Origin of the sequence: Hymenobacter nivis, from assembly GCF_006439025.1 — a bacterium.
Classification (GTDB): Bacteria; Bacteroidota; Bacteroidia; order Cytophagales; family Hymenobacteraceae; genus Hymenobacter; species Hymenobacter nivis_A.
Genome location: NZ_RCYZ01000008.1, coordinates 215,220 through 228,609, shown reverse-complemented (window position 1 = coordinate 228,609; position 13,390 = coordinate 215,220). Strand labels below are relative to the sequence as shown.

The following is a 13,390-nucleotide window of genomic DNA, read 5'->3' as shown; positions in this document are numbered from 1 at the left end:
CCTGGGCTACCTTGTCGCTGCCGATGTTTTTCCGCCGCTCCCCGCCCGCCGCCGCCGCGCCCCTCTCCGACCAGGAGTTGCTGGCCCGCTACCGCCTGCGTGGCAACGTGGCCGACCTCGGCGAGTTGTTCGACCGGCACCTGCCGATGGTGTTTGCCACCTGCCGCCGCTACCTAGCCCCGCCCGACGAGGACGCCCAGGACGCCAGCATGCAGCTATTCGAGTACTTGGTGGGGGCCCTGCAAAAGCACGCGCCCGACAACTTCCCCGCCTGGCTGCACGCCACCGCCCGCAACCACTGCCTGATGCAGCTGCGCGCCCGCCAGCGCGCCGGCCCCAGCGCGGGGCCCCTGGTCGTGAGCTTTCCCGACGCGGCCGATGTGGAATTGGCCGCCGCCCGGCATCTCCCCGATGCCGCAGCCGCCGACGAAGCCGCGGACGCCACCGAAACCACCCTACAAGCAATGGAGCAGGCCCTCGCGCACTTGCCCGACGGCCAGCGCCGCTGCCTGGAGCTGTTTTTTCTCGAAAATAAATCGTACCAAGAAGTGGCCGAGGCCCTTAGCCTCGACCTCGGCCAAGTGAAAAGCAACCTGCAAAACGGCAAGCGCACGCTGCGCCGCCTCCTCACCGACCACCCGGCCCCGGCCGCCGCCCCCGCCCATGCCCCCCGCCGCTGACCTGCTCCGCGCGGCCCTCGCGGCCCCCCTCGGCCCCCACCCGGCCGCCGATACCCTGCGCCAGTACGCGGCCGGCACCCTCGCGCCCACCCAGCAGCACCAGGTAGAAGCCCACGCCCTCGACTGCCCGCGCTGCGCCGACGTGCTCGCCGGCCTTGCCCAAACCGACGCCGCCACCACCGACCAAGCCCTGGCCACCCTGCGCCGCCGCCTGCACGCCCGCGTGGCCGCCGAAGCCGCCCCGCGCCCCGCCGCCGGCGCCTGGCACTGGCCCCGCCTGGCCGCGGCCGCCGTCGTGGTGGCCGGCCTAGCGGGTGGCGGCCTGTGGGAATGGCAGCACCGCGCTGCGCCCGCCGAAGTAGCCACCGTGGCCGCGCCATCTGCCGCCGCAGAATATTCGGCCGCACTACCGGATGGCCCCCCCGCCCCACCACCACCTGCTGCCACGGCCCCGGCCGCTTCGGCGCCTACAGTGGCCACGGCCCCCGCCAAGCCGCGGCCCGACGCCGTGGTAGCCTACGAACCCAGGCGCCGGTCCGCCAAGAAATTGGTGTTGGCAAACACTGAACGCGACAAGGTTGTGGTAATGAACAACTCAGCCACCGATGGCGTAGCCGCCGCTAGGGCCCCAGCGCCCGCGGTAATGATGGCAACCGCCCCCCAAGCCGCGGCCGATTCTGCGCGGCTTGGCGAAGTAGCCATGAGCCAAGCCCGGCCAGCCGCGCCGGCCGCCAGGATCCTGATGGGCCGCGTGGCGGGTGTGGCCGTGGTGCCCGCCATGCCCACCGAAAGCACCGCGGTGGCGCAACGCATGGCGTTGGTAGCGCCTGCCAACAGCGCTGCACAGAGCGCCATGCCCGCCGCGCCGGCACTGGCGCCCGCGCCGGTGGGTGGTATAGGGCCCCTGCGCGACCAGCTGCGCCGCGAAGCCGCCGAGTTTGTGCCGGACGAAGCGCCCCTGAAAGGCAACGTGCGGGTCCGCTTCACGGTGGGCAACGACGGCAAATTCAGCAACATGAAAGTGGTGCGCGGCCTGCGCGCCGACTACGACGCCGAAGCCCTGCGCCTGGTGTGCGAGGGCCCCAACTGGGTGCCCGGCGTAGCCGGCGGCCGCCGCGCCGCCCTGCCTGTGGAGCTAGACGTGGTGTTTTAGGATGTAGTGTGGACTTTGCGAGTCCGCGACGAGCGCAGCGAGTGTGATAATAGCACGTTCAATCGTTGTACTCGCTGCGCTCGTCGCGAACTCGCAAAGTCCACGCTACATAGCGCTATAGGGCCATGCCGGCTTTGAACGACTTGTTATCCACCGACTTGAGGAAGGTGAGCAGGCCTTTCATGTACGTTTCCTGGTCGTCGTACATGCTCATGTGGCTGCCTTGGGGGCAGATGAGGGCGGCGCCTTTTTGCACTTTGGTGGCAATCATGCGCATGTGTTCGGGGTCCATCGTGTCGTACTGCCCACCGATGGACAGGAACGGCACCGCCAGCTTGGGCAAGTCGGGTACCCGGTCCCAGTGCGTGAGTTTGCCCGATATGCCGAACTCGCTGGGGCCCTGCATGGTAACGTACAGCGACTGGTTGATTTTGCTCATGGCGCGCGTCACCGGCTCGGGGTTGGGCACGATGCGGCACAGGTGCTGGGCGTAGAAATTGGGCTCCAGCAGGCCCATGTAGCGCGGGTTGCTGAAGTCCTTGGCGGCCTCGATTTTGCGGATTTCGGCCAGCACTTCGGGCTTCATCTGCTTGGCCAGCACCTCGTCGGCGTACTTGCCATAGGCCGGGCAGCTCATCATCATGTTGCTGATGATGAGCCCTTTCAGGTTTTTCTGGTACTTAAAGGCGTACTCGGCGGCCAGGATGCCGCCCCAAGAGTGGCCCAGCAGGTATAAGTTGCTGCTGTCGAGCTTCAGGGCCTGGCGCACCTGCTCCACTTCCTCCACGTAGCGCGGCAGGCTCCACATCGAAGTGTCGCGCGGGTTGTCGGAGTTGCCGCAGCCGAGCTGGTCGTAGTAGATGAACTCAACGCCTTCCTTGGGTAGGAAGCTTTCCATGCACTCGAAGTACTCGTGGGTGGCGCCGGGGCCCCCGTTCAGCAGCAACACCTTGATTTTCGGGTTGTTGCCAAAGCGCTTGGTCCACACGTTGAACGTGCCCTTGGGCGTTTTGATGGGAATGACCTGCACGCCGCCCGTTTTCACGCCCGTTTCGGTGGACGCAAAGTAGGCGCTGGGGGCCCCGGCCGCGGCGCTGGTTTCGGTGGTAGCGGCGGGTGCGTTGCAGGCGGCGAGCAGGGCCGCGGCGCCCAGGGCCCCGGCGGCCCGGCGCAGCGTGGAAAGGAACTTCATGGGAAGCATGGCAAGGGGTGAAAAGCGGAAAAGCAGGTGGCCGTGGGGCCCCGGCGCTACTGCGCGGCGGCCACTTTGGTGTGGAGGTAGCGCTCGAAGAACTCGTAGGTGCGCAGCATCTGGTCGATGCGCTGGCGGTTGTCGCCGGCGCGGGTCAGCTCGTGGGTGCCGCCGGGGTGGCGCACGTACTCCACCGGGCGGCCCAGCACCTTGAGGCTGCGGTACAGCATCTCGCCCTGCACGAAACCCGTGCGCCGGTCGCTCTCGCCGTGGAAGATGATGTAGGGCGTGGTGATGTCCTGAACGTAGGTGATGGGCGACTCGCGGGTGAGCACGGCGCGCACCGCCGGCTCCCAGGGGTAGCCGCCGAAGTAGTTGGGCACCAGGCGCCACGCGTTGCCCTCGCCGAAGAAGGTAGCCAAATCGTACACGCCGCGCTGCGAGCATGCGGCCTGAAAGCGGTGGTCGTGGCCGACAATCCACGCCACGAGGTAGCCTGCGTACGAGCCGCCGGTCACGACCAGCTTCTGCGGGTCGGCCCAGCCTTCGGCCACGGTTTTGTCGAGGTAGCCCAGCACGTCGGCGCTGGGGCCCGTGCCCCAGTCGTTGATGTTGGCGCGCAGGAACTGCTGGCCGTAGCCGCCGGAGCCGCGCGGGTTGCCGTAAACCACGCCGTAGCCCTGGGCGGCGAAGTACTGGAACTCGTGCCACATGCTGGCCTCGCCGGTGCCCCACATGGCCGCGGGCCCCCCGTGGATGTCGAGCAGCAGCGGGTATTTACGGCCGGCCTGGTAAGCAGTAGGCTTCATCACCCAGTACTCCACCGTCAAGCCCTTGTCGTTCACGAAGCTGTGCTTTTCGGGCATGGACAATTGCCGGTTTTTCACCCAGTCGTTGAAGGTGCCGGCGCGCTGCACCTGGCGCAGCCCGGCGTCGGCCACGAACAAATCGGAGGGGTTGCGCACGCCGGTTTGGGCGTACACCACCCGGCCCTGGGCCACGTCGAAGCTCAGGATGCCGGTGTCGTCGGCCGAGAGTTTTTCAATTTTTCGGGTTTTCACGTTGGCCCGGTACAGCGGGGCCCCGCCGTTGGCCTGGGCCGTGAAGTAGACGTATTTCTCGTCGCTGCTCCACGCCAGGTTACCCTTGCTGCGATCGAAGGGAATGGTAATCAAATCCTTGGCCGTGCCGTTCAGCGGCAGCAGGGCCAGCGTGGGCACGGCCACGCGCCCCGTGGGGCCCTGCTGAAACGCCAGCCACTTGCCCGAGGGCGATACCTTGGGGTCGGAGTACGCGGTGCTGTCGCGGCCCAGCAGCAGGCGCGGGTGGCGGCCGGCGCGGTCGGTCAGGTACAGGCCGTTTTCCTGGGCGCGGTCGGGGTGGCGCAGCGAGTCGAGGGCAGCCAGCAGCACCAAGTGCTGGCCGTCGGGCGTGAACTCGGCCTGCGAAAATCGGTAGAAGCCGTGGGTGACGGCCACGGGTTGGGCCCCGGCGTCGGTGGTGCTGATGAGGAAAAACTGCGCGAAGTTCTGCTCCGCCGACACGTCCTTCTCGTCCTGGAAGTTCAAGTTGTCCAGCACCTTGGCTTTTTTGTCCACCTCGTCTTTGTCGAGGTAAGCGCGGATTTCGGCCAAGTTGCCGTCGGCGTTGGGCTTGGCGGGACCCAGCAGGCTGTTCTTGGCAAAGCCGGGCTTTTCGAACGACCAGCCGGGCACGGCCTTCGCCGCGTTCAGCACCGAATCCTTCAGCAGTTCGCGCAGCGGCACGGGCGCCGAAAACAGGATTTGCCGGCCGTCGGGCGACCACTTGGGGGCCCCAGCGCCGAATTTGTAGCGCGTGAGCTGGCGGGCTTCGCCACCATCAGCGGGCATCACGAATACCTGCGGCTTGTCGTCCACCGTCCGCACGAAGGCCAGCTGGCGGCCATCAGGGCTCCAGGCCGGCTGGCTGGCGCCTTCTTTGGCGAAGGTGAGCTGCCGCGGTTGGGCCCCCGCCGCGGTGCCCAGCTGGTAGAGCTGGGTCACGTTCTTGTAGTCGGCCTTGTTCTTCTCATCGGGCTCAACGCTGAGCACCGTGAAGGCTGCCCGGCGGCCGTCGCGCGCCAGCGTCACGTTGCCCACCTGTTGAATTTTCAGCAAGTCGGTCACCTTCATCGGCTCGGGGCCCTGCTGGGCGCGGGCCACTTGCGCTAGGCACCCGGCTAAGAGGATAAGGGTAGTTTTTTTCATGGTTTGAAGATTCAATTTGAATGTAGCGCGGACGCTGCGAGTCCGCGCTGCTCGCTTCGTCCTGCCAATAATCATTCGGCGACCGTTCAGCGATGCGGACTACAAAGTCTGCGCTACGGGTTGCCTTTGCCGCGGGCCGCGGCGTCCATCACCCGGAACAGGTTGCCACTCCAGATTTTGCGCAGGGCCCGGGCCGTGTAGCCGCGGCGCACCAGCTCCAAGGTCAGGTTGGGGAAGTCGCCCACGTCGGCCAGGCCGTCGAGCACGGTGCCGCCATCGAAGTCGGAGCCAATGCCCACGTGGTCGATGCCCGCCACTTGCACCAGGTGGTCAATTTGGTTGGCCGCGTCGGCCACGGTGGCCAGCGGCACGGGGTACTGGCGTTCAATGGCCACGTACTCGGCCAGCGCCTGGGTGCGGTCGGCGGCGGGCAGGGCGTACACGTTGAGAAAAGTTTTGAGGCCCCACTTGGTGCAAAACGCCTGCTCAACGGCCTGTCGGGCGGGGGTTTTCACCTCCGTTTTCACGTAGGGGCTGAACAGGTTGAGCTGCACCACGCCGCCGTGGCGGGCCAGGTCGCGTAGCATGTCGTCGGTGAGGTTGCGGGCCATGTCGGCCAGCACCCGGCTGCCCGAGTGCGAGGCGATGACGGGCACGCGGGACAGCCGCAGCACGTCGTAAAACGTCGAGTCGGAGGTGTGCGACACGTCTACCAGCATGCCCAAGCGGTTCATTTCCCGCACCGCTTGCTCGCCCAACGGGCTGAGGCCCTGCCACTCGGGCCCCTTGGGGTCGGTGGACGAGTCGCAGAGGTCGTTGTTGGAGGAGTGGCAGAGCGTGAGGTAGCGCGCGCCCTGGCCGTAGTAGGTTTGGAGCAGGGCCAGGTCCTGGCCCACGGGGTAGCCGTTTTCCATGCCGATGAAGATGGCCCGCTGGCCGCTGCGCCGGATGCGCCGCGCCTCGGCCGGCGTGGTGGCCAGCGCCAGCTCGGCCGGGTGCTGCCGAATGGCCGCGTGGATGGCGTCGAACTGGGCCTGCACTTCCTGCCGGATGGCGGCGTAGCCGGCCGGCGTGCGGGGCCCCTGCCCCACGTACACGGCCCAAAAGGCGGCGTCCACCCCGCCGCGCCGCAGCTTGGGGAAGTCCACCTTGGCTTCTTCCGGCGGCCCGTGGTCGCGGGCCAGGTCGAAGCCGGGTTTGATGAGGTTGCCCGGCGTATCCTGGTGCGAATCAACCACAAAGGCGCGCTCGTGCAGGGCACGGGCCCGGGCTTGCAGCTTCGCCTCGGCCGTTTGGGCCCCGGCAGACTGCGCGGAAAAATTCAAGAGCAAGGGCAAAAGGGCGAGGCGAAAGGTGGACATAGCATCCGGGGTTCTGGGGCGCGTGGGGCCCCGGCTACTGCGCGGGCGCCGGCCCGGCCACCGCTGTGGCGCGGTCTACTTGGGTGGCGAGGCGCTCGATGGCGGCGCCGGTGCGCCGAATTTGCTCGTCGGCCTCGGCCCACTTGCGCTCTTCCACGGCCTCGCGGATGCCGGGCAAGGTTTTCACGCCATAGCCGGTGTAATAGCCAGGCGCGTAGAGCTGGTGCCGGTACCAGGGGCGGCGGGGCAGGCCTTCGGCGCTGAGCAACTGCTGCTCAGCTTGGTAGAGCAACTGGTCGAGCTCTTTTTTGCGGTCTTCCGATAGGTTGTTAGGGCCCCGGCGGGCTTGGGCGTAGGCCTGGGCGCTTTGCTCAAGCTTGGCCAAGGCATTGTCGAGGGGCGCGAAGTTGAGGTAGGGCACGGCGGCCTGGGCCTTGGGCGGCAGCAGGGGCTGGTCGGGGTTGGCCACTAGGTCGTAGCGCTTGTCGGCCAGCAGCTTGGCTTGCTTTTCGGTGTCGGTGCGCATGGTTTCGGCCAGGGCCTTCACCTCGGTGCCGTACTTGGCCACGGTGTTCGACAGGTTCTGGAACTCGAAGGGCAGCACGTCGGCGTCGGCCAGGCGCAGCACGCAGCGGCCCATGGTTTGGGCCAGGGCCACGCCGTAGGCAAACGTGGGGTCTTTGAAGCGGGTGAAGTCGTCGAATGAATCGAAGATGGAGTGGTACTCGCCGCCCGCGCCTTCTCCCCCAAAGCCCACGTTGATGGACGGAATGCCGAGGTGCTGAATGTAGGGCGAGTAGTCGGAGCCCGCGCCCAGGGCCCCAATGCGCAGGTCGGCCCGGTCGCGGGCGTCCTTCTGGGCGTCGGGCGAGCCGCTCACCAAGTCGAGGCTTTTGCGGCGCTCGATGATGGACACATGCTTCTCAGGGTCTTGCACGTCGCGCCCCACTTGGTTGAAGAACTTTTCGAGCGTGTGCGAGCCGGCCACGCCCAGGAAGCCGCGGTCGCTGTTGTCGGTGTTGAGGTAGGCCACCACGTGCTTTTGGATGGCGGCGGCGTTGGTTTCGGCCCACTCCGTCGAGCCCAGCAGGCCGGGCTCCTCGCCGTCCCAGGCGCAAAACATGATGGTGCGCTTGGGCTTCCAGCCGGCTTTCACCAGCTCGCCCAGGGCCCTGGCCTCTTCCAATTCGGCCACCATGCCGCTGAGCGGGTCGCTGGCGCCGTTCACCCAGGCGTCGTGGTGGTTGCCGCGCATAATCCACTCGTCGGGGTACTGGCTGCCCTTGAGGGTGGCGATGACGTTGTACACGGGCTCGGTTTTCCAGTTGAAGGCCAGCTGCAAGTGCACCCGCGCGGGCCCGGGGCCCAGGTGGTACGGAATGGGCAGGGCCCCGCGCCAGTCGGCCGGCGCCATGGGCCCGGCCAGGGCGGCGAGCAGCGGCTGGGCGTCGCCGTAGGAAATGGGCAGCACCGGAATCTGGGTCAGCGTGGGCGCCTTGCGGTAATCGAGGCGCTTGGCATTTTTGGTCGAGCCGTAGCCGGGCGTGAGCGGGTCGCCGGGGTAGGTGGGCATGTCGAGCACGGAGCCGCGCTGGGCCCCGGTCTCGGGCTTGAAGGGGCCCTTGGGGTACACATCGCCCTGGGCGTAGCCGTCGTCTTTGGGGTCGGAGTAGATGAGGCAGCCGATGGCGCCCATTTCGGCGGCCACCTTGGGCTTGATGCCGCGCCAGGAGCCGCCGTACTTGGCAATCACGATTTTGCCCTTCACGTCGATGCCGCGGCGGGCCAGCTCCTCGTAGTCTTTGGGGATGCCGTAGTTCACGAACACCAGCTCGGCGGTCACGTCGCCGTCCTTCGAGAAGCAGTTGTAGGTGGGCAGCTGCTCGGCGGTTTGGCCCGAAGTAGCGTCCTCCGGCACCGGCTTTTCGGCCAACACGGCGGTGTACTTGGTGGGACCCACCAGCTCCAGCAGGCGCAGCTTGGGCGTGGGAAACAGCACGTAGGAGATGTCAATCCGCGTGTCGTAGCCCCAGCTTTTGAACAGGCCGGCCATGAAGTCGGCGTTCTCTTTGTCGTAGGGCGAGCCCACGTGGTGCGGGTGCGCGGCCATGCGCTTCATCCATTGGCGCAGGTTGTCGGCCTTGAGCTGGGCGTCGAACTGGGCTTCGCGCTGGTACTCAGCGGCGGCCGCGGCGGGCACAAAACCCAGCAGCGGCTTGGCGTCGGCGGGCGGCGGGATGGTTTGGGCGTGGGCCCCAACGCTGCTTATTAGAATGCAAACAGCGCAACAAAGCGTAGTAGAAAGGTGCATCGGCAAGTAGTTTATGGTACCCATAACAATCCCACCAAGCTACTACGCAAGTAATAAAACCAATAAAAAATTTCTTTATTTCATGTAAAGAGCTGCCGTAATGAGGGCGTTGATAGTTATGACCCAGAATAAAAGCGGCATCCATCTGACACGCCAGTTCTGATAACCACCCGGATTTATTTTTATAGGAAAGAGAAATGGATTCATAGCATTAGACGAAGTTGTCCAAAGTACATTCTACTTAGCGAAGAACTCAAATCAGAAACGGCCATTTTGCTGAGTGGATTTCAGCAAAATGGCCGTTTCTAAGTTGCAAGCCTGGGGGCCCTAGCCGCTGTAGCCGCCGCCGCTTTCGGGCTCGGTGGCGCTGCCGCCGGGCTTGGTGGGCGTGGGCAGATCGGTTTCGGTTTTCACTTCAACATCGCTGTAATCGGGCACGCCGTCGCCTTGCACGGGTACGGGTGGCTCGGTGTGCGGGTCGGGGGTTGGATCGGTCTGGCTCATGGCGCGGGAATGATTAAGAAAGGATAACTGCGGGGTGTACGGCCCGGGGGCCCCAAAGGCTGCCCGCGGGGGCCGGCCCGCTTACTTTTGCGGCCGTTGCCGGTTATTTTTTCTCACGCTTTCCACTCCCCGCCCCCGAGGCCATGACGCAGTTCCGCACCGAAAAAGACACCATGGGCACCGTGCAAGTGCCCGCCGACGCTTACTGGGGAGCCCAAACCCAGCGCAGCATCGAGAACTTCCCCATCGCGCAGGACATCAACAAGATGCCCAAGGAAATAATCCGCGCGTTTGCCTACCTCAAGAAGGCCGCCGCCCTTACCAACCGCGACGCGGGCGTGCTCGACGCCGAGAAGGCCGAGCTGATTGGCCGGGTGTGCGACGAGATTCTGGACGGCCAGCTGGCCGATTCGTTTCCGCTGGTGGTGTGGCAAACGGGCTCGGGCACGCAGAGCAACATGAACGTGAACGAGGTGGTGGCCTACCGCGGCCACGTGCTGCACGGCGGCCAGCTCGCCGACGAGAAGAAGTTCCTGGCCCCGAACGACGACGTGAACAAGAGCCAGAGCAGCAACGACACGTTCCCGACGGCGATGCACATCGCGGCCTACAAAATCCTGGTCGAAACCACCATTCCGGGCATCACCAAGCTGCGCGACGCGCTGCAGGCCAAGTCCACGGAGTTCATGGACGTGGTGAAAATCGGCCGCACCCACTTCATGGACGCCACGCCGCTCACGCTGGGCCAGGAGTTTTCGGGCTACGTGTCGCAGCTCACCCACGGCCTCAAGGCCATTAACAACACGCTGGCCCACCTCAGCGAGCTGGCCCTGGGCGGCACCGCCGTGGGCACGGGCATCAACACGCCCCCGAACTACTCGGAGAACGTGGCCAAGCACATTGCCGACCTCACCGGCTTGCCGTTCGTCACGGCCGAGAACAAGTTTGAAGCCCTGGCCGCGCACGACGCCATCGTGGAAGCCCACGGGGCCCTGAAAACGGTGGCCGTGAGCCTGATGAAAATCGCCAACGACATCCGCATGCTCAGCTCGGGGCCCCGGGCCGGCATCGGCGAAATCCACATCCCCGACAACGAGCCCGGCTCCAGCATCATGCCCGGCAAGGTGAACCCCACCCAGTGCGAGGCCCTGACGATGGTGGCCGCCCAGGTGATGGGCAACGACGTGGCCATTACCATCGGCGGCAGCCTGGGCCACTTCGAGCTGAACGTGTTCAAGCCGCTGATGATCTACAACTTCCTGCACTCGGCCCGGCTGATTGGCGACGCCTGCACGTCGTTCACCGACAAGTGCGCCGTGGGCATCGCGCCCATCCTGCCCAACATCAAGAAGCACGTCGATTCATCGCTGATGCTCGTCACGGCCCTCAACCCGCACATCGGCTACTACAAAGCGGCCGAAATTGCCCAGACGGCCCACAAAAACGGCTCGACCCTGAAGGAAACCGCCCTGCAGCTCGGCTACCTCACCGCCGAGCAGTTCGACGAGTGGCTGAAGCCCGAGGACATGGTGGGCGAAATCAAAAAATAAGTACGCACCGTTCCGCGCCACGCGCAGAACCCGTTGAACCTAACGGCCGGAGCCACGTCTAACCTGAACGGTTGGGCGTTGGGCTCCGGCCGTTTTTTTTAGAATTCCTCATGCGGAACACTTCTCTGTGGCTCGTCCTGTTGCTGGCTACCGCGCCCCTGCTCGGCCGGGCGCAGATGGCGCAGGCGGTGCCCGTCGATTCGGCCACGGCGCGGGCGGTACTGGCCCAGGCGGCGCGGCAGTACCCCAAGTTTACCCGGGCGCTGGCCGACGTGCGCCAGCACGACCCGCTGCTGCGGCGCTTTGTGGTGGTAACTAACCCGGGCCCGCTCGGCAGCCCGGCCGCGGCCTTTGGCAACGGCGCGGTGCGGCTCGACCGGCGCTTTCTGGAGCAGCCGCAGCCGGGCTACGACGACAACCGGCTGGTGGTGGTGCTCTACCACGAAGTGGGGCACTTGCACTATTTCGTAGCGGTGCCGCCCGGCCAGCGCACCTCCCAGGCGAGCGAACGCGCGGCGTTCGATTATTCTTTGCTGAAAACCAAGGGCCTGGCTGAGGCCGGCGACTGTGCGCCGCTGCAAACCGGGCTGCGGTTTATGCTGTTGCGCAGCCAGTCCGACGACCTGGCCGACCCGCACGTGCGGGCCCTAAAAAGCCTGGTGCAGGAGCCGGCTTACGCCGAATACAAGGCCTACGTGGCCGCACACTGCGCTGCCGGCAACTAGCGGCGGCCAGCGCGGCTTTTTATTTCAGCATATTTGCAGGGCTATGGATTATACCAAGAACATCGTGCTGGAAAACAGCCGCGTGCGCCTGCGCCCCCTCGAAGCCGCCGATTTTGAAGAACTGAAAACCGTTGCCTTCGACGACAGCATCTGGCAGTTCACCATCACCCGGGCCGGCGATGTTCTGAGCCTGGCCGCCTACATGGCGGCGGCCGAGCAGGCGCGCCAGGCCGGGCAGCGCTACCCCTTCGTGATCATCGACCGGGCCTCGGGGCGGCTGGTGGGCAGCACCAGCTACTACGCCGTTGACCCTGACAACCAGCGCCTGAGCATCGGCTACACGTGGCTGGGGGCCCAGTACCAGCGCACGGGCCTCAACCGGGCGGCCAAGCACCTGCTGCTGTGCTACGCCTTCGGCACGCTGCAAATGGAGCGCGTGGAGCTGGAAACCGACAGCCGCAACCAGCAGTCGCAGGAGGCCATGCGCCGCATGGGGGCCACCGAGGAGGGCACCCTGCGCCACCACCGCGTTCTGCCGGACGGCTACCGGCGCGACACGGTGGTTTTCAGCATTATCCGGCCCGAGTGGGACGGGCTGCGGCACTCCGTATTTGCCGCCTTCGATGCGTAGCCCGCGGCCCCGGGGCCTCTCGGCCAAGGTGTTGCGGCGGCGCCTGGCCAGCTTCGGCCACGCGTTTCGCGGGGTGGGCGCGGCCCTGCGCTCCGAGCTGCACCTGCGCTTCCACGCCGCGGCCACGGTGGCGGTGGTGGGGCTAGGGTTCTACTACGGTATTGCCCGGCTGGAGTGGGCCCTGGTGGCACTGGCCGTGGCCGGCGTGTGGGCCGCCGAGCTGGTGAACACCGCCATCGAGGCCCTCACCGACCTGGCCTCGCCCCATTACCACGCCCTGGCCGGCCGCGCCAAAGACGTGGCCGCCGGCGCTGTGCTGCTGGCCGCCCTGGGGGCCCTGGTAGTGGGGGCCCTGGTGTTCGGGCCCCGGGTGTTTGGGGCCCCGGCGTAGGGCGAACGGCGGCGCGGGCCAACCATTGCCAACCTCGGGCGTAAGCAGGCGGGTGGGGCCCCGGGGGCCCGTTCCTTTGGGGCCCCGCGCCCGTTTTCCCACCCCACCCAACCCCTTCTTATGCGCCCGTTGCCTACCCTTATTGCCGCCACGCTGCTGCTGGCCACCGCCTGCGGGGCCGACCGCGTTACGGTGGGCACGCCCACCACCCAGCCCAACGGCAACAGCATCGCCGAAAACAGCACACCCGCCCCCACCTCGGCCAACACCGTGGACGCCGTGCCCGCCCGCGTGGCCATCGAGGACACCACCGCCCGGCCCCAGTGGCTCAAGGCCCGCATTGCCGAAACGCTCGGCCACCGCAAGCAGTACCCCGTCGTCCGCATCTACCGCTATGTGTACAACGACCAGACCGTGTACTGGGAGACGGCCCCCTGCTGCGACCAGCAATCGACGGTGTACGATACCCGGGGCAATGTGCTGTGCCACCCCGACGGCGGCATCACGGGCAAGGGCGACGGCCAGTGCGCCAACTTCGAGAAGCGCAAGGCCAACGAGAAGCTGGTGTGGCAGGACCCCCGGTGAGTAATTGAACGGGCGAATGAGTAAATGGTAAGTTCTTTGCCGCCGGCAAATGCGTCGTTCCGCTGCATCAGCCGTTTGA

At 66.3% G+C, this 13,390-nt stretch carries 12 protein-coding genes; 7 read left to right on the top strand and 5 right to left on the bottom strand.

What is annotated here, in order from left to right; all coding sequences use genetic code 11:
- Positions 1–23: 23 nt before the first annotated feature.
- Positions 24–680 carry an RNA polymerase sigma factor gene (locus EAH73_RS18470; RefSeq protein WP_161599601.1) on the top strand — a complete coding sequence of 219 codons (657 nt, stop codon included), beginning with the start codon at positions 24–26 and terminating at the stop codon, positions 678–680.
- Positions 664–1,833, top strand: a complete 1,170-nt coding sequence (locus EAH73_RS18465; RefSeq protein WP_140468905.1) for an energy transducer TonB — start codon at positions 664–666, stop codon at positions 1,831–1,833. The genes EAH73_RS18470 and EAH73_RS18465 overlap by 17 nt, the downstream gene beginning before the upstream one ends.
- A gap of 115 nt (positions 1,834–1,948) precedes the next feature.
- Here EAH73_RS18465 and EAH73_RS18460 read toward each other — a convergent pair whose 3' ends face one another.
- The 5 genes from EAH73_RS18460 to EAH73_RS23180 all read right to left on the bottom strand — a co-directional run bounded on the left by EAH73_RS18460 (position 1,949) and on the right by EAH73_RS23180 (position 9,429).
- A complete protein-coding gene (locus EAH73_RS18460) occupies positions 1,949–3,025 on the bottom strand; it encodes a proline iminopeptidase-family hydrolase (protein ID WP_140468904.1) in 1,077 nt (358 codons plus the stop codon).
- A 56-nt stretch (positions 3,026–3,081) separates the two neighbouring features.
- A complete protein-coding gene (locus EAH73_RS18455) occupies positions 3,082–5,253 on the bottom strand; it encodes a S9 family peptidase (RefSeq protein ID WP_140468903.1) in 2,172 nt (723 codons plus the stop codon).
- A gap of 113 nt (positions 5,254–5,366) precedes the next feature.
- Positions 5,367–6,578: a dipeptidase gene (locus EAH73_RS18450; RefSeq protein WP_240047330.1), complete on the bottom strand. Its 1,212-nt coding sequence runs from the start codon at positions 6,576–6,578 to the stop codon at positions 5,367–5,369.
- A 70-nt stretch (positions 6,579–6,648) separates the two neighbouring features.
- Positions 6,649–8,925, bottom strand: a complete 2,277-nt coding sequence (locus EAH73_RS18445; RefSeq protein ID WP_140468901.1) for a M28 family metallopeptidase — start codon at positions 8,923–8,925, stop codon at positions 6,649–6,651.
- A gap of 327 nt (positions 8,926–9,252) precedes the next feature.
- Positions 9,253–9,429: a hypothetical protein gene (locus tag EAH73_RS23180; protein ID WP_161599600.1), complete on the bottom strand. Its 177-nt coding sequence runs from the start codon at positions 9,427–9,429 to the stop codon at positions 9,253–9,255.
- Between the two features lie 143 nt (positions 9,430–9,572).
- On the opposite strand from EAH73_RS23180, the gene fumC reads away from it, so the two are divergent.
- The 5 genes from fumC (at position 9,573) to EAH73_RS18420 (ending at position 13,311) form a co-directional block, all read left to right on the top strand.
- Positions 9,573–10,979, top strand: coding sequence for a class II fumarate hydratase (gene fumC, locus EAH73_RS18440; RefSeq protein ID WP_140468900.1), 1,407 nt, complete (start codon positions 9,573–9,575; stop codon positions 10,977–10,979).
- Positions 10,980–11,089: 110 nt separating this feature from the next.
- On the top strand, positions 11,090–11,704 hold the full coding sequence (locus tag EAH73_RS18435) for a hypothetical protein (protein ID WP_140468899.1): 615 nt from the start codon (positions 11,090–11,092) through the stop codon (positions 11,702–11,704).
- 43 nt (positions 11,705–11,747) lie between these two features.
- Positions 11,748–12,335, top strand: coding sequence for a GNAT family N-acetyltransferase (locus EAH73_RS18430; RefSeq protein WP_140468898.1), 588 nt, complete (start codon positions 11,748–11,750; stop codon positions 12,333–12,335).
- A complete protein-coding gene (locus EAH73_RS18425; protein WP_140468897.1) occupies positions 12,328–12,726 on the top strand; it encodes a diacylglycerol kinase family protein in 399 nt (132 codons plus the stop codon). Before EAH73_RS18430 ends, EAH73_RS18425 begins: the two co-directional genes overlap by 8 nt.
- Positions 12,727–12,846: 120 nt before the next feature.
- A complete protein-coding gene (locus tag EAH73_RS18420; protein WP_140468896.1) occupies positions 12,847–13,311 on the top strand; it encodes a DUF6970 domain-containing protein in 465 nt (154 codons plus the stop codon).
- Positions 13,312–13,390 lie beyond the last annotated feature (79 nt).